26 protein-coding genes are annotated in these 18,699 nt (G+C 43.1%); all 26 read right to left on the reverse strand.

Annotated elements, in window-relative coordinates; all coding sequences use genetic code 11:
• Window positions 1-50 precede the first annotated feature (50 nt).
• The 26 genes from A6J60_RS02825 to A6J60_RS02950 all read right to left on the reverse strand — a co-directional run bounded on the left by A6J60_RS02825 (window position 51) and on the right by A6J60_RS02950 (window position 18,692).
• Window positions 51-3,440, reverse strand: a complete 3,390-nt coding sequence (locus A6J60_RS02825) for a phage tail tape measure C-terminal domain-containing protein (RefSeq protein ID WP_096064649.1) — start codon at window positions 3,438-3,440, stop codon at window positions 51-53.
• Between the two features lie 86 nt (window positions 3,441-3,526).
• Entirely contained in the window at window positions 3,527-3,871 is a 345-nt protein-coding gene (locus A6J60_RS02830; protein ID WP_096064650.1) for a hypothetical protein, read from the reverse strand.
• Window positions 3,872-3,879: 8 nt separating this feature from the next.
• The gene (locus A6J60_RS02835) at window positions 3,880-4,260 is read right to left on the reverse strand and encodes a hypothetical protein (RefSeq protein WP_096064211.1); all 381 of its coding nucleotides are present in this window, start codon (window positions 4,258-4,260) and stop codon (window positions 3,880-3,882) included.
• Between the two features lie 75 nt (window positions 4,261-4,335).
• Window positions 4,336-5,271 (reverse strand): hypothetical protein, encoded by a 936-nt coding sequence (locus tag A6J60_RS02840; RefSeq protein WP_127891419.1) that lies wholly within the window; start codon window positions 5,269-5,271, stop codon window positions 4,336-4,338.
• Window positions 5,272-5,279: 8 nt separating this feature from the next.
• Complete coding sequence (locus A6J60_RS02845) at window positions 5,280-5,720, reverse strand: hypothetical protein (protein ID WP_096064209.1); 441 nt, start codon at window positions 5,718-5,720, stop codon at window positions 5,280-5,282.
• Window positions 5,710-6,129: a phage virion morphogenesis protein gene (locus tag A6J60_RS02850; protein WP_096064208.1), complete on the reverse strand. Its 420-nt coding sequence runs from the start codon at window positions 6,127-6,129 to the stop codon at window positions 5,710-5,712. The genes A6J60_RS02845 and A6J60_RS02850 overlap by 11 nt, the downstream gene beginning before the upstream one ends.
• Window positions 6,130-6,210: 81 nt before the next feature.
• Window positions 6,211-6,465 carry a hypothetical protein gene (locus A6J60_RS02855; RefSeq protein WP_096064207.1) on the reverse strand — a complete coding sequence of 85 codons (255 nt, stop codon included), beginning with the start codon at window positions 6,463-6,465 and terminating at the stop codon, window positions 6,211-6,213.
• Window positions 6,466-6,490: 25 nt separating this feature from the next.
• The gene (locus A6J60_RS02860) at window positions 6,491-6,946 is read right to left on the reverse strand and encodes a gp436 family protein (protein ID WP_096064206.1); all 456 of its coding nucleotides are present in this window, start codon (window positions 6,944-6,946) and stop codon (window positions 6,491-6,493) included.
• On the reverse strand, window positions 6,943-7,413 hold the full coding sequence (locus A6J60_RS02865) for a hypothetical protein (protein WP_096064205.1): 471 nt from the start codon (window positions 7,411-7,413) through the stop codon (window positions 6,943-6,945). Before A6J60_RS02865 ends, A6J60_RS02860 begins: the two co-directional genes overlap by 4 nt.
• 105 nt (window positions 7,414-7,518) lie before the next feature.
• The gene (locus tag A6J60_RS02870; protein WP_096064651.1) at window positions 7,519-8,430 is read right to left on the reverse strand and encodes a Mu-like prophage major head subunit gpT family protein; all 912 of its coding nucleotides are present in this window, start codon (window positions 8,428-8,430) and stop codon (window positions 7,519-7,521) included.
• A 73-nt stretch (window positions 8,431-8,503) separates the two neighbouring features.
• Entirely contained in the window at window positions 8,504-9,472 is a 969-nt protein-coding gene (locus tag A6J60_RS02875) for a phage protease (protein ID WP_096064203.1), read from the reverse strand.
• Window positions 9,473-9,708: 236 nt separating this feature from the next.
• Window positions 9,709-11,028 (reverse strand): phage minor head protein, encoded by a 1,320-nt coding sequence (locus tag A6J60_RS02880; RefSeq protein WP_096064202.1) that lies wholly within the window; start codon window positions 11,026-11,028, stop codon window positions 9,709-9,711.
• Window positions 11,028-12,530: a DUF935 domain-containing protein gene (locus A6J60_RS02885; RefSeq protein WP_096064652.1), complete on the reverse strand. Its 1,503-nt coding sequence runs from the start codon at window positions 12,528-12,530 to the stop codon at window positions 11,028-11,030. The genes A6J60_RS02880 and A6J60_RS02885 overlap by 1 nt, the downstream gene beginning before the upstream one ends.
• Entirely contained in the window at window positions 12,527-14,164 is a 1,638-nt protein-coding gene (locus A6J60_RS02890; protein ID WP_096064653.1) for a terminase large subunit domain-containing protein, read from the reverse strand. Before A6J60_RS02890 ends, A6J60_RS02885 begins: the two co-directional genes overlap by 4 nt.
• A complete protein-coding gene (locus A6J60_RS02895; RefSeq protein ID WP_096064654.1) occupies window positions 14,157-14,732 on the reverse strand; it encodes a DUF3486 family protein in 576 nt (191 codons plus the stop codon). Before A6J60_RS02895 ends, A6J60_RS02890 begins: the two co-directional genes overlap by 8 nt.
• Window positions 14,733-14,740: 8 nt before the next feature.
• Complete coding sequence (locus tag A6J60_RS02900) at window positions 14,741-15,040, reverse strand: hypothetical protein (protein ID WP_096064655.1); 300 nt, start codon at window positions 15,038-15,040, stop codon at window positions 14,741-14,743.
• A 1-nt stretch (window position 15,041) separates the two neighbouring features.
• Entirely contained in the window at window positions 15,042-15,389 is a 348-nt protein-coding gene (locus tag A6J60_RS02905) for a DUF2730 family protein (RefSeq protein ID WP_193778014.1), read from the reverse strand.
• A gap of 3 nt (window positions 15,390-15,392) precedes the next feature.
• Window positions 15,393-15,614: a TraR/DksA C4-type zinc finger protein gene (locus A6J60_RS02910; RefSeq protein ID WP_096064657.1), complete on the reverse strand. Its 222-nt coding sequence runs from the start codon at window positions 15,612-15,614 to the stop codon at window positions 15,393-15,395.
• A gap of 2 nt (window positions 15,615-15,616) precedes the next feature.
• On the reverse strand, window positions 15,617-15,799 hold the full coding sequence (locus tag A6J60_RS02915; protein WP_096064658.1) for a hypothetical protein: 183 nt from the start codon (window positions 15,797-15,799) through the stop codon (window positions 15,617-15,619).
• Between the two features lie 27 nt (window positions 15,800-15,826).
• Entirely contained in the window at window positions 15,827-16,483 is a 657-nt protein-coding gene (locus tag A6J60_RS02920) for a M15 family metallopeptidase (protein ID WP_264755562.1), read from the reverse strand.
• A 92-nt stretch (window positions 16,484-16,575) separates the two neighbouring features.
• The gene (locus A6J60_RS02925) at window positions 16,576-16,848 is read right to left on the reverse strand and encodes an HU family DNA-binding protein (protein WP_096064659.1); all 273 of its coding nucleotides are present in this window, start codon (window positions 16,846-16,848) and stop codon (window positions 16,576-16,578) included.
• Window positions 16,849-16,901: 53 nt separating this feature from the next.
• The gene (locus A6J60_RS02930) at window positions 16,902-17,108 is read right to left on the reverse strand and encodes a hypothetical protein (RefSeq protein ID WP_096064660.1); all 207 of its coding nucleotides are present in this window, start codon (window positions 17,106-17,108) and stop codon (window positions 16,902-16,904) included.
• On the reverse strand, window positions 17,108-17,350 hold the full coding sequence (locus tag A6J60_RS02935) for a hypothetical protein (protein ID WP_096064661.1): 243 nt from the start codon (window positions 17,348-17,350) through the stop codon (window positions 17,108-17,110). Before A6J60_RS02935 ends, A6J60_RS02930 begins: the two co-directional genes overlap by 1 nt.
• Window positions 17,351-17,359: 9 nt before the next feature.
• On the reverse strand, window positions 17,360-17,989 hold the full coding sequence (locus tag A6J60_RS02940) for a DUF3164 family protein (protein ID WP_096064662.1): 630 nt from the start codon (window positions 17,987-17,989) through the stop codon (window positions 17,360-17,362).
• A 42-nt stretch (window positions 17,990-18,031) separates the two neighbouring features.
• Window positions 18,032-18,259: a hypothetical protein gene (locus A6J60_RS02945; protein WP_096064663.1), complete on the reverse strand. Its 228-nt coding sequence runs from the start codon at window positions 18,257-18,259 to the stop codon at window positions 18,032-18,034.
• 43 nt (window positions 18,260-18,302) lie between these two features.
• Window positions 18,303-18,692: a Mor transcription activator family protein gene (locus A6J60_RS02950; RefSeq protein ID WP_096064664.1), complete on the reverse strand. Its 390-nt coding sequence runs from the start codon at window positions 18,690-18,692 to the stop codon at window positions 18,303-18,305.
• Window positions 18,693-18,699: the final 7 nt, after the last annotated feature.

The following is an 18,699-nucleotide window of genomic DNA, read 5'->3' on the forward strand; positions in this document are numbered from 1 at the left end:
CTCGTTTAAACTTTAATCATACCCTGTTATTACTAATCACTGCAAAACATTTAGACAGGGGCTAACATTCCCCCTGGTCTTATCTCGTTCTGCAACGTTTGCAACACAACTGCCTTTAAAGACTCAGCAAGTTGTTTGCTGTCTTGGGTAGTTGTCTGTACGTCTGCACTAGCACCGTCACTATTGATATGTATATCAATCTTCACTTGATTAACAACACCAGCAGATTGATTATTCTGTTTGCTGTTAAAGACTTGTACACCTAGCTTGCCATTAGGTCCACGAGTTAATGGCATAACCGCTTCAGGGCCTGCTTCACCCATGACACCAAGACCACCAGCATGCCGGAAAGCTGTTGGCTTATTAAAGATGTCGCCATTGGCATAGTACTGGATGCCTTGATTATTAAACGCACCGCCTTTAGCAAGCTCAAGCAGACCGCTGCCAGCAAAAGCACCACCGTCTTCAAACATACCCACAGCCATTTTAGCGACACGTAACATAGCAAACTTAATCAGCATCTTACTAATATCTTGTAAGATAGATGCGGTTAAGTCTTTAAAACTGCCTTTGCCCGTCGCCACAAAGTTACTAAAGCTGTCACTCATTTTGTTAAAGGCGCCAGTCGTGGCCTGTTGCATAGTTTCATTCAAGCTCTTAGCGCCATCAGATAAGCTTTGAAAGCCTGACTGCAATCCATCGACCCAGTTATTATCTTGTAGCGCTTGCTGTTGCTTGCGTAGCTCAATCAGTTCTTCACGCTGTGCTATGATTTTTTGGGTTGCCTGTTCTGATAAAGTAATACCTGCTTGCTCCGCTTGGTTTAACAAGTTACGTTCAAAGCGCAAGCGTTCAACCTCATCGGCTTGCTTGCCAATCAGTGAGGTTTCAAAAGCGTATTTTTCTAAAGCTGATTGCTGTCGAGCAGTAAAGTCTGCCATCTTTTCAGCTTCTTGTTTCTTAGTGCGTAAAGCAACCAATTCTTCACGCTGAGCAATGATTTGTTGTGTGGTTGCCAACAACTGCTGTTGGGCTTGCTCAGATAAATCTTTGCCATCTTGTTTGGCTTGATTAAGTAGGTTGTGACTAAACCGCAAGCGCTCAACTTCATCGGCTTGCTTGCCGATCAGCGATGTTTCAAACGCATACTGCTCTAAAGACGTTTGCTGTCGAATCGTAAACTCATTTACTTTGTTTATTTCGGCATCCAGTTTGATTAAATCTTCTTTTGCTTTGATTAAATTGCGATAGCTGTTTAATACGCTGTCTTTGATACCCTTATACATACCGTTTGCACGGTCATAATCAAAGCTGGCTAACTCACTATTTTTGCCGAATAAAGCGATGTCTTTTTTAATGCCACTCATCGCATTATAGATATTTTGAGCCAGATTTAGCGCCGCTTGTACAGCCTCGCTTTGCTTGCCTTTAATACCCAAGCCCAAGCCTATTGACAGCCATTCACCAAACTTTTTAAATAGTCTTGATGGCGATCGGATGACAAAGAAGTTTTTGACAGTATCGCTGACACTACTTGCTAAATTGCGAGCAACATCAATCGCACCGCTGATTTTTTCCTTAACACCATTAATGAGACCTTGTACAGCATCCCGTCCAATCTGCAACAGCTTAGATCCCAAAGTGCCAAATGCATCAACAAACTGACTGATTGCTGTTTTAGCAATGCCTTTTAGCTTATCCAGCCCTGATTTAATCGTTGTTTTAAAGCCCTCAATATCGCCTTTTGCCAGCGCTTTAATCGCATTAAAAGCAGTTTTAACAACCGTTTTAACCGTATTAAACCCTGTATTAAAAACGGTAGCAATGATATTTATACCCGCACTAAATACCGCTTTTATGACATTAAAACCTGTACTAACAACACCTTTTATGACATCAAATGAGGTGCTAAAAATACCTTTGATAGTAGCCCAATGTGCTGTAAACAACGCTGATACAACATCCATCGTCGCTTTGACGTACGGTGCAAGAAAATCAAAAGCTTTGCCTGCCCAGTCTTTAATACCTGTAAATACAGACTTGATATTTCTAAAGGCTTCTTGGACTGGCCCAGGCAATGAGTTAAATACCTCAGTTGCCTTGGCTTTGATCGTATCCCAGTTTCGATAGAGCAACACTCCAACAGCAACTAATCCAGCGATTGCGCCCAATATCAGCGTGACAGGACTTGTCGCAACACCAACAGCGATACCAAATGCAGTGGTGACAGCGGTTGCCGCTGTGCCGATTGCTGCCCAAGCGGCCACTGCACCATTAAACAGTAAAAACGCACCAGCAGCCGCACCGATACCGCTAGCCAGTGGGATAATAACCTCTTGATGAGCAGCAAAGAAGTCGGTTACTTGATTGATGACATCACCTGTCTGTGATGCGTAGTCCTTTAAGCGATTAAAGCCATCGCTCACTGCCTGTATCACGGATTGAAGTCTTTCAGCATTTTCAGGAGTTCTGAATATCTCAGTCATACTAGTAGCGAACTCGGCTACACCTTGGATTCCATCTTTGAGCGTCTGCCACGATATTACAGCCTTACTGACCACTAAAGATAAGTTGCTAGCAAAACCACCAATCCAGTTTATAATTTGTTCTTTATTGCTTTCAAAAGCTTCAGCAATTGAAAGTAGAGTTGGCATCATGGCTTTAAACGCAGCTACTTTAAAACCATCAAACATTTGCGTCATCTGGTTAATTGAACCTTTTATTTTTGACGCATTTTCAATATCAACCTCAGACATGATCATGCCTGCATCCTTGGCACTCTTGCCTAAACGGTCAAACTCAGCTCCATTATTTTTTAATAGTGGTTGTAAAAGCGTGGCATCTGAGGCTATAGCCTCAAGATAAAATACCATATCGGCTTGACTGACATTAGCCTTCTCTAAGCTAGTATAGTACAACTGCAAAGCATCACTACCAGATAATCCCTTAAACATCTCTTTAGTGACACCAACCTTTGGCGCAATTTTTTCGAAAAAATCAGCCATTGCGCCGCCACCTGTTTGCATAAAGTCACCAACTTTGTCATTGGTGTCTTTTAAGATGTCAGCCAATTTATCTTGCTCAATACCATACAACTTTGCACCTGCTGATAGTTCTTGGAACTTTTCAACATTTACATTAGCAACTTGTGCAAATTGCTTAATTTCTGTAGCCAAAGATAATTGACTGCTCGTAACAATACCCACAACGCCTGCAAAAGCCCCACCAAACATGGTGACTTTTGTGGCAGCACTTGCCAAAGCACTGCCAAGCCCCTTAGCACGTTGACGTATTCTGTCAAATGTATTACTAGTGCTTCTGTCAGCTTGTCTTGACGTATTATCAACATCATTCAGTCCATCTTCCAGGTCATCAAGTGTCCGTATTGCTGCTGTACCATCAGCAGATATGACCAGCCCAAACTTTAGCTCTTCAGCCATTTACTTATCCTTTAATATAAATACAAAAAGCCCAGTGTTTAAGATAAACACTGGGCCTTCTAAGTATTATTAAAGCTGTTTACTGTTTAAGACGAAGAGCTGTTTGATAAGTACTCATTAATGCTATTTACATAGCCGTCGGTTGCAGATCTAAAGTTTGCAAAGTCCTCTGGTGTTACAGTGACATCTTCACGGCGTAATAATATATCTACTGCGATCCAATCAACCCCCATAACATAACCATTAAAGCTATTGCGCTGTAATACAATGTAGTCGAATAAGGGCAGTATCGGCTCAAACTCACGCCATATTGTCATCACCTCAAATTCAAACTCGGATTGCTCGGTTGCTACGCCAAACTCTGCAAATGCATCATCAAGGGCCTGTTGCTCCGCTAAATAGTCTTGATAGGCTTGTCGTTGACAAGCCACATGACTACCTAGCGCATGGAGTTTTTTTGCTTTAGCTTGTCACCAGCCACACTGTCAAAGTAGCCATCAATAACAGCTTGGCGAAACTCTGAAATAGTCAGCACTTGGCGTTTAGTATCGTCAGTAACTTCTAAGTCGTCACCATTCTCATCTTTCACTTGACCTGCATGCCAACCAGCAAAGACCTTATCAAAGAAGTCGTTTTCAACTTCTTCTACGCTTTCAACGTCTTGCGTTGTTTGGATACGCTCCATTAAACGCATACGTTCATCATGTGGTAAACGGTTAAAGTCCACTTTTACAGTTGTCTTTTTATAACTGCCGTTATGTGGCATCTTAATAGTTACTGTCCAAGGATAGGTATCGGTGACATCGCTAAGTTTAAACATGGTTTTATTCCTAATTTAAGTGGGTTTAAAAGCAGTTAAACGGGTTAACTGCTAGGTTAGAGTTGGATTGATGAGTTAACTAAATACAATGGTGTATGGTGGCTTGCTTGCTGATTGCATGACGCTGCACTCAATCTCGTAGCCCAATGCACCGTCCATATCGGTCGCTTTGGGGATATCTAAAGCTACCGCTGGATAGTCCAGTTTGATTTTCTGACCGGCCGTGGTGCCGTGCTCAAGCACCAATGGCATTTCTTCACCGTCCCAGGCTTTTTGATATAAGTTAATCTCGCTTAATTGCGGCGCACCAACGGTAATAGAAACCACAGGTTTGCGGTCACTAATCATGGATGATTGGTGGTTGACCATATCAAGCGAGGTCACCTCATTGCCTGTGGTGTGGCTGAAGCTTTTCATGGCATAGTCTTTATTACCCAGCTTAAATACAGGCGTGTTAGCGAAGTTAACCGCTTTTGGTGTTTTATAACCTTCAACGATTGTATTTAAGTCGCTCGGTTTTTCGATTGGCACAGTACCGCCTACCATGCTAATTTCAAACTCCCAGTAGCCAAGTTCGCCACTGTTCGCTGATAGTTTGACTTCAGCTTGGGCCTTTTTGCCAATGTGAAACTGCCCATCGAGTAAAAACGCCACGGTGCCATGATTGGTGTCTGTGGTTTCAGGCGTATAAGTGACTGTACTTCCTTCTTCTGATACAGTTTCACTATGCCCAGCCATCAAGAACAAGTCACGATAAGCAGGGGCGGTACCGGCGGTGCCACTTGCTGCAAATGCGACTTTACCTGTGATTTTGACCTTATCTGTTGTACGAAACTTCTTGTTAGCACCCCAGCTTTCACCGTCTTTTTCTTGCTCGATGGTGTCACCTTCAAAGCTAATATCGACATCCTTAGTTTCAACGGGTGTCAGCTCGTTAGCGGCGAGGTCACCAATACCCCATAGCAATAGCTTTTTCTTGAATTTACGACTTAATGCAACTTGTGGCATCATTTACTCCTTTATTGCTGATTAATTTGTTGGGTATAGCCCAGCTCATATATGTCCGCCCACACGTGCAAGCTGTCTTTTAGATCGACCAGTCCGCCAGTGACAAACTTGAGCGGGTCAGTGGTGTCACCTTTTTTAGTACAAATAAAGCCACTAATAGCGTTAAACACCGTATCTTGCATGGCTTCCGCACGTTCACCAACCGCTGCACCATAGCTATCTGTGTAGTTACTGCAAATAGTAATAATCTGATAACGCTCCGTAACGGCTTGATAGTATTCGCTTTGGCTTTGCGCTTGCGTTTCCAATTTGATGACATAACAAGCTTCAGTTGTACTTCGGTTTCTTAGCACCTCATCAAGTTGCCCGCTGTCAGCAACCTCAATAAATAACTGGTCATGAGCTTGGTCATAGTCATTGATACGCTGGGCGATTTGTTGTCTAATTTGCATCTCTTAATGCTCGCTTAATGTGCTTGATAATGGCGTTGCTGTCATCATTACTAATCCCCAAAAATGGACGTTCTGCTTGGACATATTTAGCATATTCTTCAGTTGCACCAACCACTACTTTGCGTTGAGTAGGCACGTTGTATGTAATTGATTGCAATAACATGCCTGTATATACAAGTAAGCCACCGCTTGATTTTCGGCTTTTATATCTGGCGTACTTTTCAGTGAGAGGTTTCCACGCTGTGCCTTCAGGCGTTTTCTTTTCATCAGCGATACGCTCTTTTGTACTTTCAGTGAGCTCATGACCAATGGTGTCGAGTATTGGGGTCAAGTCGTCAGTCTGCTCACGCAATCTTGCAAAAAGCGCTCTACAATCAGCCAAGCCTTGCCATGTTATCGCTGTACTCACATCAAACCCTTTTTAAATCGCTTTAAACCCTTTTTAAATTTGTTCAAAACTTAATTATGGTGCTATGACCGCTTTTTATCTTTACGACGGCTCAGAGGGCGTCTGAGAAGCATGATCTTCAAAATAGCTTTTAGCAGCGCTAGTTAAAAAATCGACTGTAAATTCGAATTTATCACCAGTTGCAGCTGCTAGCTCATGACAAGCTAATATAAACAAAGCTTTTGCATAGCCTTTTTTTTCATTTTCTAAACTTAGATTAGCAATAATAGGACGAATAACTTCATTAAAATCTTTTATCGCTTGCTGGGCGCTTTTTTGTTCATCAGATGCGTACATAACCCAACCTCTTAATATTTTTATGCTAAGTTAAACGACCCATCTTATTACGAGTAAACTGCCGTGGCTCACTGCTAATGTCTGCATGATCACTGGTTTGATTGGCGTCATCATCACCATTATCTTCAGGAATAGCTAAGCCAAGACTGGTGTCGCCCTTGGCAAATCGCTCAAGATGCTTGATGGCATCATCGTATAGCTTAGTAGTAGCGTTATCCGCATTGCCTGTATTACCAAGCTTGACCTTTAGATAGTACACAGCTAAATCAATAGCCAGCGTCTTAACTAAAGCAGGTACGATATCAAGCGGCAGGCTCACACGCTGACCGATATAGCTATCAATAATGCCAGTGGCATCTGCAATAGCTGCATCAGCAACTGGCGTATTAATGCTGTCAGCACGGCGCTTCGGGTTAGTCAGTTCAATAACTGTCTGCGTGCCCAAGCGCAATTCTAGATCTGTGACAGCGGCATAGCTCATTCTGGGATACTCTCGGTATATTCGGCAACAAGCACATCCCAAGCGTGATCACGCTCTTTTGCGCTCACATCAAGACCAGCATCTTTAAGCTCTTTGACAGTTGGCTTATCTGCTGTCATATCAAGATTTAAGCCACGCATTGACTCAGTGATGACAGCTAAACGCTCAACAGATGCCTCTGAATCATCATCGCTTTCAGTAGCATTTGCACCTGCATCATCGCTTTGAGCCGTATCAGCACCTGAATCTGCTGCGATATCTTCATCAACGCCCAATGAACCGCTTGCATTTTTGATATCAGCATCATCGGAGAGCACCTTAACTTTAAGATAACTATCGGCTTCAAGCGCTGCCAGCTCGCTTTGCGTAACCTCAATATCTCTTGGTGTCTTTGTGAATTGCATGCCATTACGAAATCGACTTAGGCAACCGGCTGCCATCACTGATACTAAAACTTTGTTACTCATGGTTATATCCTTTGATTTTTATAAAGCTAAGTTATTAAGTTATGTGATTTAAGGGCTGGGCGTTTTAGCCCAGCTTGGTGTTAAATCGTTACATTAAAAGATTGGTTACACTCGCTGAGTGACTAACACATCAACCACATCTTTGTTGATGTTGGTCTGACCATTCGCCAAGCGTTCCGCTTTTACGAGCTCAAGCGCTTTGGCTCGTAGTGATGGTGGGACAACTAGCAAAGTAGGCTTAATATCAAGCTCACGGCCACCGTCAGCCTTTTGTGACTGCATATGTGCAATGGCAGCGTTTAGATTGTCGCTAGTTAATGGTTTATTTGACATATACGCCATTTGCCAAAAGCCATAGCCGACGTTATGACGTGCTCGAGCGCCCCAACGGAAGATGTCTTGCATAAATACTGACTCATCATCCAGCTTGGTCATGCTTGTCAACTCAACGTCTTTACGCTTCTGAAAGATGATTGGCTTGATGATGTTGCTGGTATCTAGCAAATACCACGCTGGTTCACCAGAGTCAGAATCGTAGTCAAGGTTTGATACAGTTGTGGCAGAGCCCGTGCCGTCATGCTTTTCATAAACAGGGTGGTCAGTATCAAAGAAGTTTTGACCGTCATAGCACAGCTGGTTGCGACCGTCTTTTAATGCACCAAATACCAGCTTATCTGGATGTTGCATTGCACGGCGGCCATGTGCTTCTGCAAGCGGGGTTAATGTGCCAAGATTGTCATCTTCGATATCAGTACGTTTCACCGCAATCGTTGATTCATACAGCTTATTAACAATGGTGTAACCGTGCGTTTTAATATCATTTAGCACACGTTCACCGATCCATTCCCGCATGTCCGGCATTTCACCCAGCCATCCGTAAGTGTTGCTGGCAGTGCTAGAGGGTACGACGGTCGCAATCTGGGTGTATTCAGGTTCAACACTGTCCAAACCTTTTTGGAATGTCTGTTTAATCGCCGTATTGAGTGCTGATAGCGTTGCAGCATTAACTAAAGCCATGAGCTTGTTCCTTATGTTTTATGATTTACTTGAATAAATTTACTGATTAATAAAGTGTTAAAGCAGGTGTTGCTTAATCTAAGACAACACCCATTTGAGCCAGGACTGCTTGTTGCGCACTGTTTAGCTCTGTGCTTTTGTCATCTTTGGGTGATGTATTTGGTAAGTTACTGTCGCCAATAATTGCTGCTTTGGTTGATACAAACTTATTAAAGTCAGCCAAGCCTTGCTCAGTTGAGCAACATTTTGTGTAAAACTCTTTATCAGCAGGGGCAATCTTTTTATCTACAATAGCCGTGTTAATGGCCGTCTCTACTGCTTCTTGATGCTTTGCAGCTTTCATGTCTGCAAGCTGTTGTTTAGCAGTATTAAGCTCAGTGACCACTTGAGTGTGGGTTGCTTGCGGCACAAAGCTATTTAAATCAGGCGTTTGTGGCTCTTTTTCTGACTTAGCAGCTTTTAATGCTTTGATAGCGTCAAGCACTGCTGCTTGATCAGCATCCTCAGGTAAGCCAAGGGCTTTTAATAATTCTGGATCCATAGGAGTGTCCTTTTGCGTTGGGTTGGTGGTTGCATTATTTAGGGCGGGTACATTTAAGTTCGGCTTGTTGGTCAAGCCGACACTAGCTAGTGCATGTACCACGCCATCTTTGGTGACGTTAAAGGCGGGGCTGTAGAATTTATAACGCTTATCGGCTATGACTTGTTTGCCAAGACCATTGAGCTCAAGCAATCCCAAGATATGGTTGTTCTCAATCTTAAGCTGAGTTATCCAGCCGCTAGCTTCAGTGTTTGGTGTGGTTTCACTGGCATGGTCGATATCTAAGATAAACGGCAGGGTGGTGTTTTTAATGACCGCTTCAGGGTCGCTGTTGTTCCAGCTACGTCCATCACGTCCACTAAACTTACCAATGGGAATAAGCGGCAACCATAGCCCGCTGTCTGTATTAGAGTCAGACGGCAAGCTACGGCAAAGTGCAGTGATAACGTCACTTTGACTTTGATTGGTATTGTTAAGCGTGGTATATAGAGGTGTTTTCATATTGCTTAGATTAGCAATATGTCAAGGAGGGTATTATTAAAGTGGTTTACTGATTTTTACTTGATAGGAGTGGGGTTTGGCGTATAATATTAGTTAGTTTTTATGTTGTAGAGCCCAATTCAGGTAGAAGGGATTGTTAACTGTGGTTTTGTAGTATTATGATGGCGGTATTACAAAAATAGGTTAGCAAGTGACGTTGGTTCAAATCCAACCCAACATAAAAACGCCATCTTTTCTTATAACTCCCCCCACAGTAGTTCAAACGCCCTTAAAGTAGATAGCTCATCCTTAGATAACGCCGACCCTGTTTTTACCAAATTCAATAAAATTTGTTTTTTCTCGCCATTGGTATCTTTTGTTTTGACAGCATAATCAACTTTAACGAGTAGCTTTCCATTTTGTTGAGCGTAAACAAACACTAATGTATCAAGTGCATTCTTTTGCCGTTGTTGCTCTTTACTCTGTAATAAAATTGCAGTAGGGTTTTGTAGCTCGATTGGTAAGTTTTGCCAGAACTCTATATCTAAATGCTTATCTAATTTCTGCTTACTATCTCTTAAACCATGCAATATATCCACATCTCGTACGGCAATAATGCGATGGTATGGCGCTTTACCCAGTTGCTCAAGCTTATCAACAACCTCATCTTTTATAGTGCCAACTGCCAGCGTATTGCCATAAGCACGCTTATTCTCAGCAATATCAGTAACCATGTCATGTACCACTTTAGCTATCATCGCTTTTTGAGCTGTATCATTAAGCAAGGCTGTCATGGTGGCATTGGCTAAGCCTGGGTTTTGCGTCACGACCTGTGACAGCTTATCTGTCACCATCTCAAGCGCTTTATGTTCGTGATGCTTACCGACATTATATTCAAATCCTGGATCAATACCCTTGGGCACTTTATGAATACGACCAGTTGATTTATTCACCCAGTCATGCAATTCAACCTCGGGTGATTTGCTGATACCCATTTTCTCCGCTTTTTCAGCAGTTAGGCTTTGCACCCAGCACTTACAGCCCCAGCCATTCATAGGCATATGTGTTTGCCAGAACGGGTCATCAACATGCAATACCAAGCTCTCAAACCCTTTGTGTTCAAGTCTATGTTCTTTGCTTGGCCCAAGGCGATAGCGTAAGTAAGGGTGAGTGGCTTTGTTAGTCTCAAACCGATGCCAAGAGCCTGTGTGATAAGACTGAGTTTTATTAACGCTGTAGACCTTTCTTAATCGACGGTTTGACAATCGGGTTATTTTTTCGCCAGTTACCTCATCTGCTTGCTCAAAGTTACCCCAGCCAGACTCACCAAGTCGATTAAGTATGCCTTTTTTAAATGTGTAAAAACTTTGTCCTTCAGCAACGGCTTCAATTACAGATTGATGGATGTCATCTAATACATCCATCTCCATAATCTTAGCAACCGTAAACTTTGAGGCATGCTGTTGTGCGTATATCTCTGACCAGTTATAGCTGGTTGCCAGCTTTTTACTCTTAATATAAGCAATGGCCTCATGAGGTATAACTTTGGGTTCGTCATCTAAAAGTTTGTCCGCCATTATTTAACCCCATCAGCAAAAGCCTTAATGCCAGCCAATGCCAACGCATCCGCAATATCACTGGTGTTTAATTGAGCGTCATTAAGAAGAGTTAGCATCTCATCAAAGCTATTTGCGCTTTGTAGCTGTGTGACCAACGCTTTAATAGATTGCTCGGTCACATTGATAAAGCCGTCTAAATCATCGTCATCTTCAATATCCAAAGCAGGATTAGCCGTGTTTAACTGTGTTGTACTGTTTAGAGGGGGCATCTGATTAGGCATGATGCCTTGAGCCGTTGGTGCTACCAGCAACTCCTCATCCTCTTGTGGATCAGGGATGCCAAGTTTGTCACGAACAAAGTTCTGTGGCACTTTAAGCCCCAGTGGTATCAGCTTTGATAGACCATCAACCAGCCCTGCAATGTCCTCAGGTTCTGGTACGTGCAGGACAAATTTCGGGTAGACCTCTTGTACGCCATAGTTAAAGTCAATGTACGGCTTAATCAGTTGCTGATTAATCGTAGCCGCCAATTGCTTAGCATCAGCTTTGAGCAAGTCCAAGCGCACTTCGTTGTGTACTTGTGACTGAGCATTGCTGCTGCCATCATCAGCCGTCATCGTCTGCCCAAGCACGGCTTTGCTGATTTGCTTGTCCAGCCAGTTTGCTAGATTCTCAAACAGACTTTCGCCACCCGTTGAGCTTGCGGCTTGGATAAACTCCAGCTGCATACTCTCAGGTATAATGGCCGCCGCATCTGTACCAATATTTGCCACAGCACGCTTTAAGATGGTTTTGTCTTGATCCGATGCGCCATTGCCGTATTTGCCCACACGGATGGGCATACCAAAGACCTCGCAGAACGCCATCCAGTCTGTTAGGGCATAGGTTTTACACATATAGCTAAGTGCTGCCATGCGTGCAAGGCCACCACGGATGGGCACACCCGCTTTTAGCTTGGGTTGATGCACCACAAACTTATAAGCAGGCAGATGCTGACCTGCCGTGCCGTCCTCATTGCGTAGCCTGAGTGTATATGCATCGTCAGCTGCATAAGTAAAATAACGAGGGTCGCACCATTTATATTCTGTTGGCTTAAAGCTCTGCCACATTACTTCACACGCAGCAAAGCCTTTGCCAAGCCCATCAACTAACGCACTGATTAGGTCATCAAATTCAGCTGACTGCACCAAGTTATTGATATCATCAGCAATCTTTTGTCCTAATTCGTCATCACTGCCAGGCTCAACGTGTCTATCTAATCCCTCAATTGCCAGCTTACGAGTGCGAATCACACTGCCATAGTGTGGCTCACGCTCTTCCATTTCTTCGGCAAGCGTTAGGTAGTCGTATATATCACCTTGGTTAGCAGCCGCTAGTACATTGGCAAGCTTAACAGGATTTAACCCCTTGGCTATGCTGTCATCATTCCAAGCACGGCGCACACCAGTCATGGATGCTGTCGCAATCTCTTGCTCTAATATTCTTTTGCCTTTTTTGCTGGTTGGCTCAATTTCTTTCACAGCACGCCTCGCTTAAATCCATAAAATTCGGTGTTGTCATCATCTTGATCAATAGTGTCGTTTTTAACGCTCTCATAGCCGTATTCACGCACCTTGGCTTCAATAGTAAACTGTGCATGACGTAGCAGTAATAACGATATGGCAGTATCAGCATGGCGTTTGATGCCTTGTCTGTCTTCACTAGCCGTCGCAGTGGGTATCTTTGGTATACCTCTAACCACTCTAAATGCCCGTAAATCCGCCAGCACTCGATCTGTTTTAGGTATCTTCTTAAACGTACCATCTTCTAATGCAGATTTTAAAGGCGGGGTATTGTTTCTATACCACGGGTCACTAAAGATGACCTCATCAATCAGACCAGTTTGCTTTTTTTCATCCCAGCGTCCAAACTCATCTGCTGCTGCTTCAGCCAAATACCCGCCGTTGCCTCGGGCATCAAATGCACCGCCCGCAAAGTTAGGCAGTCGCTTTAAAATATAATCAACGATGATTTGTTCTTGTTGCTTGTAGGGCATCTTGCCAAGCTCAACAATAAACTGTACTTCCAAGTCCAAGTTATGTTGTTCAGCTCCCACGCTCAGTGAAGTCAGGTTACTACTACGGGCAAAGTCTTCACCGACATAGTGCTTTAAATTAGGATTTAAGCCGTCTAAAAGGGGCTTTAAATGTTCTTCACACCAGTCTTGTATTTCGCTACGTCTGATATGCTCATCAACCAAGCTAAAGTCATCTGTTTTAATAAGACTAATAACAGGCGTGCCTTTATCCATATTCTTTTCAATCATGGCACGGGTCAGCCAGTTACCAGAGCCATGCTTGGGCACACACATATATTCTTCTTGAGCGTCTTCTTCACTTTCGGTATCGTTCAGCAAGTTTTGTATCCACTGACGCTCGCCCTCAATCGTGTATTCACCGCCAGTGACTTGGCATTTACCCAGCACCTGACAAATACGCTGATACAAGCCATCACGGCAAGCATCTTCAATGGTGATAGTGTGTACAGAGCCACGCTTTTTACCAGATCGGCAATCTTTAATGTACTCATTAAAAGGACTGTCATCGCCATTGTGCGTAGAGATAATGCGGACTTTACTGCCCCACATAGTTAAGGCCATTGCAGCCTTTAATACTTCAGCAAAGCGGTCGTGGAATGCCGCCTCATCAATGACCACGTTACCTTGCATACCACGCAGGTTTTTTGGACTGGATGATAAGGCTTTAACTTTAAAGCCTGACGCAAAGTAAATAACAAAGACCTGAATGTCTTTGTCTTCATCGTTAAACACATCTTCCTGTGTTTCACTTGCAGCATAACCGTAAGCCTTGGCCCACATAGCGACGGCGTCAATATATTCGCGCGCCATCTCTTTATTTGAGCCAATATAGAACGTGTCACAACCGCCCGCTGTACGGCTCATACTGGCATCAAGCGCATTGTCCGCAGCTTCCGCCCAGGTCAAGCCAATACGGCGTGATTTTTCGCCAACCTTGATTTGGCTATCATCGGCTATCCAGCGTTTTTGATAGCCCAACAAAACATCATTTTTATTAAACGCACTAAAGCTATCTAAAAAGTTTTGACACTCATTAGACAGCTGATTAAGTGGGCGCTCATTAACGGCATTAGTCATTAGCGATACCAAGAATTTGATGTTTAATCATCTTGACTGTATCAGCAGACAATCCAGCTTCTGATACGGCTTGCTCGGCGGTATCGGCGGCAAGTGTGGCGATCTCCTTACGTATCGCTTGCTCACGCTTAAAGCTACTGGTTTCAGCTTGCTCAACACGCTGTACCACAAGGGCTAACTGGTTAAGTGCTTTGATATCAACGCCGTCTTCACTTTCACCCACGGTCATTGTGGTTTCAAAAGCCAGCTGCTTGATAAACTCCATCAGCATTTTGCCCACATCGCTTTGCGGTGCTTCACCAAACTGCTTAGTCCAAATCTCTGCCATCTCACGGCTTTCACGAATACGGGCAGACATTTGCTCCATACGAGTGCTAAAGCGATTAAGCCCGCTACGACTTAAGCAGTGTTCCTCATCAAGACCGGCGTCCAAGATGAGCTGATTTATCTCAGATAATATCTTGGCCTGTGATAGCTTTTTATCACGTAGCATCAGCGTTAGTTGGCTTTTGATGTCACTAGGGAGTAGATCCACTTTGCTTGCACGTCCTCGTGTCTTGTCAGTCATAGCTATCCTTAATACTTCGGATTAGGCTTTTTAACACCATCAACGACGCTCACGCCGTTTGTAACATCAAGACCACGCTGGGTGATTGTTGCTACTAATAAGTCAGAGCCTGTCACATCAATATGATTTACTTTAACCAGCCCTTGCTCCTCAAGCCACAGCATATGGTTACGCACTAAGTCCATGCTGATACTGTGACCGTATTGAGCGAGGCAGGTTTGCAAGATGTTTTGGTTGGCGTCGTTATTGCAAGCAACCAATGCTTGAAGCAGTGCTAGGCGCTGATCTGCTATAATTAAATTGGTCACGCTATTTATCTCCTTTGTTTACTTCTTTCTCAACGAGCAAATCAACCAGTCGAGACAATCCTTTAATGCTGGAACGTAATGCATATGTTTCGCCCCTCATTTCTTTGATGGCCGCTTGCAGCCCCATTAGGTCTTTGGCTGAGGGTAGATGTTGTAACTCTTGTTCCACTTTATCGACTCGATTTTCCACTTCATCAAATTTTAGATTGAGATAATCTAAGCCTTCTTTAATCTCTACTTTACGTGCATAACGTGCATCTAGTATCAAATACACGATAGAGCCAACTGTACCGCATAGCGTCAAAAACACTGCCCAATGAGCTGTAATGTATTCAAAGATTTGTCGCACCAGCTATCCTTTTTTTTCATAGTCTTGCTGGCAACCAATACAGCGCAAAGTCAGCCCCAGCTTGACTCGTTGTGGCTCTACCAGCTCGCCACAGTCAATACACTCATAGTCACCATCACTGTTTTGATTGTGAGTTGTTATGACTTGTGCTTTCGCGTGTGCAATAGCTAATTGCTGTGCCAGCATAATATCTTGCTGTTTTTGTGCATAATCGACGTTATCCATAGCTATCTTTTGTGTCTATATGTTTTGTTAAAGAGTAACCACGCCGTTGCACCCAATGTAATCAATGCGCCAACTGCTGTATCAAGCTGTTCCGCATTGAGTAAACCGCTTTGTACCAAGTTAGTACCTAGACCGATAAGCGAATAACGGATGATGGGGAATAAAATGCTGTCTTGCTTATCCATGTTAGATTCCTAATAACAAGTTATTTGCTAAATTTGAAAGTGGGGGTTATCGTACTCACCACGCTCATGCCAACGGCTATCGCCATCCCAATTACCGCCCCACGTTATATCAATACCAAGTTCTGCACCCGCTGCATACATGGCTTTAGCGACTTCTTCAAATAAGTCGATGCGCTCCCAGACAGCATTCGTGTAGGGTGCGGGGAACACATCAACCGCATGACCATAACCATCTGCATGCGCACGGTGTTTAGATCCCAGCGGATTGTTTAGCCACGTCACTTTTCGTACTTTAGGTTTTGCGTATTTAACAGGTACGCCTTTAGCTCGCAATTGACTAGCCGTTCGACCTTTCCCGTACATTTCCCACATCTTCTCTTTACTACGTACACCATCGATCACTTTAAATGGGGTCGTAGTAAGTTCAGCAGCACGGCGCACGACTTTAACTAAATCAGGATGCACACCTTTAAGCTTGGCATCCCAGTCATCCTTCCAATCACCGGCAGCAGGTTTAGCTGGTTCGACTTCTTTTAATCCACTGTCAGCAATCATTTGATTAAATGTCTTTAATGTCTCTTTACCTGCGACACCATCGACTGCTAAGTTGTAACCAAGTCGTCTTAGTGTGTGTTGCATCTGTAAAACGTATCTGTCACCCATATTTACTCCAGTCATAGACATAAAAAAACTCTAACTAATGTGTATTAGTTAGAGTTTATCGAGTGTGTGACTGTGAGGTTATTAAACTGGTTTACTGATTAAATAAGGAGTTATCAGTTGACCGCTTCATCTAAGCTTTTACCAGCTTTAAATTTGGCCACGTTTTTAGCAGGGATTTGCAAAGATTCGCCAGTCTTAGGGTTACGGCCAATACGTGACTTACGCTTTGCAGTACTAAAGGTGCCAAAGCCAACCATTTGCACGTTATCACCATTTGCTAGTGCTTCTGTTACGCCATACTCAAACGCTTGTAGTGCAGAGCGAGCTTGCTCTTTTGTGATACCAGCGTCTTCTGCCATTTTGTTAATTAGATCTTGTTTGTTCATTGTTTAATTCCTTATTTTGATTTATTTCCCAGTATCCGACTGGTGGCGGCTAACTATAAATGTTTAGGTTGTTTGGCTTGCAATGCTTTTACTGCTTTACCTAACTTTTTTGCAAATCGTGATATTTTACGACTAACCAAAACTCGAAAAAGTAAATCTTCTTCATCAGGCCTTAGTTTTCGTTGCACACCGCCAATATAAACCAAGTTTCCATGTTGCTCATAGAATGGGAATACTTTACGCATTTTGCTAATTTTCATTACCACTCCCAGTTTTCATCATTTTCATCATCTTTAAGGTCGTCATCTTCATCATCGTGAGTGACCATGACGACTTTGACATCAAGAAGCGTTCTAGGCCTTTCATCAGGTCTTAAACTTTCATTGAAAGACTTAATTGTTCTAGTCGCCCATTTATACTCGTCCTGATTATTATCAATTTGATATTCTTCAATCCAAGGTTTATCCCTATCATCTTTGACTTTAATTTCAATATGTTTCATACGACCATCCTATACCTTACTAAAATCCAATGAAATTTGATGATACTTACCATGCTCATCACGCTCATAAAAACGCATATATTCAGTGCTGCTAGTTACTTGCATAGCATCCGCAATGGCTTCCATTGCTTTTTCCCACTTGGGATGCTCAAAGTTGTGACGGCGTAGGCCAAGCACACGCTGGGTGCTAACTTTACCTTCTTTATCCACTTGGAACGCATCATTAACTAGGGTCATAATCTCTTTGGCACTGCTTGCACCCCATTCTTCAATACATGCGTGAATAAGGTTTTGGGCTATCTGCAAGCGTTCATCAAAGACAATATGATCTTGGATAGCAATCTGTACTTTGTATTTACCGTCAAAGCTTGGCAGACTGACATTGCCTTTTTTACCACCATATTCAGTGTCATATTCAGCAGCAGACAAGTCCAAAAAGTCTCTAAAATCAGCAAATAAAGAGGCCTTAATATCCTGCATCACACCTCGTAAGTGCTTGGCATCCTTAATCATCATTTTGACTTGCTCATCTCGTAGCCTATCAATAGGTTTTATCTTATCGATAGGCACGTGATAGCCTTTTTCGTTGAGCATATAGCCTGCTGGCACTTGTTCTTGATGTTCTTGATAATGAGTCATACCGCAATTCCTTTTATTATTAAATAAGTTATATCTGGCTACTTACTGTGCAAACCACAGCATCAGTTGCATAGCCAGCACCAGTACTAACATTGCTACCCCCACACGCAGCCACAGATGCACTGTGTCTACATGACGCTTCATCTGTGCAATATCACGCTCAAGCGCATTGCGTCTGTTGTCTGCACGCAACCAGTCTTTGATGCTTCTCTCTTTACCGGTTTTAGCGGTTTTGGCAGGTTCAATATTTTCAATATATTCATCTAACATCGTCTTATCCTCTTAATGTGTTTTAAACGTCTTTAAAGCTAATTTAAAACAGGTTTGGTTGGTTTTTATCTTGCATCTGTTTGCGAACACGCTTTATCACTGCATATACCCAAGCTACGCTACAGCCAAACTCTTTTGCTAGCTGATTATGATTGCTGCCGTTGAATTTCTCGTACATCTGCATATCTCTATTACTGATTTTTACGCTTAGTGTAATAGGGATATACACTTGCGTACCGCCAGCTTGCTCAGCAAACGCCAGTGCAACATCAACGCCAAGCTTGTTTGCAGTAACTGGTGTAAGACCATAGTGCTTAACACCGACATGGGCGACTGTGCCCGCCAAGTCTTTGATCAATTCAGGAGCGGATACATCAAACACATCAAGTGACATACCAGCCGCACTTACTTCTTCTTTTTTTGTATCCGCCATGATTAAC

The organism is Psychrobacter sp. FDAARGOS_221 (assembly GCF_002313155.2).
GTDB lineage: Bacteria > Pseudomonadota > Gammaproteobacteria > Pseudomonadales > Moraxellaceae > Psychrobacter.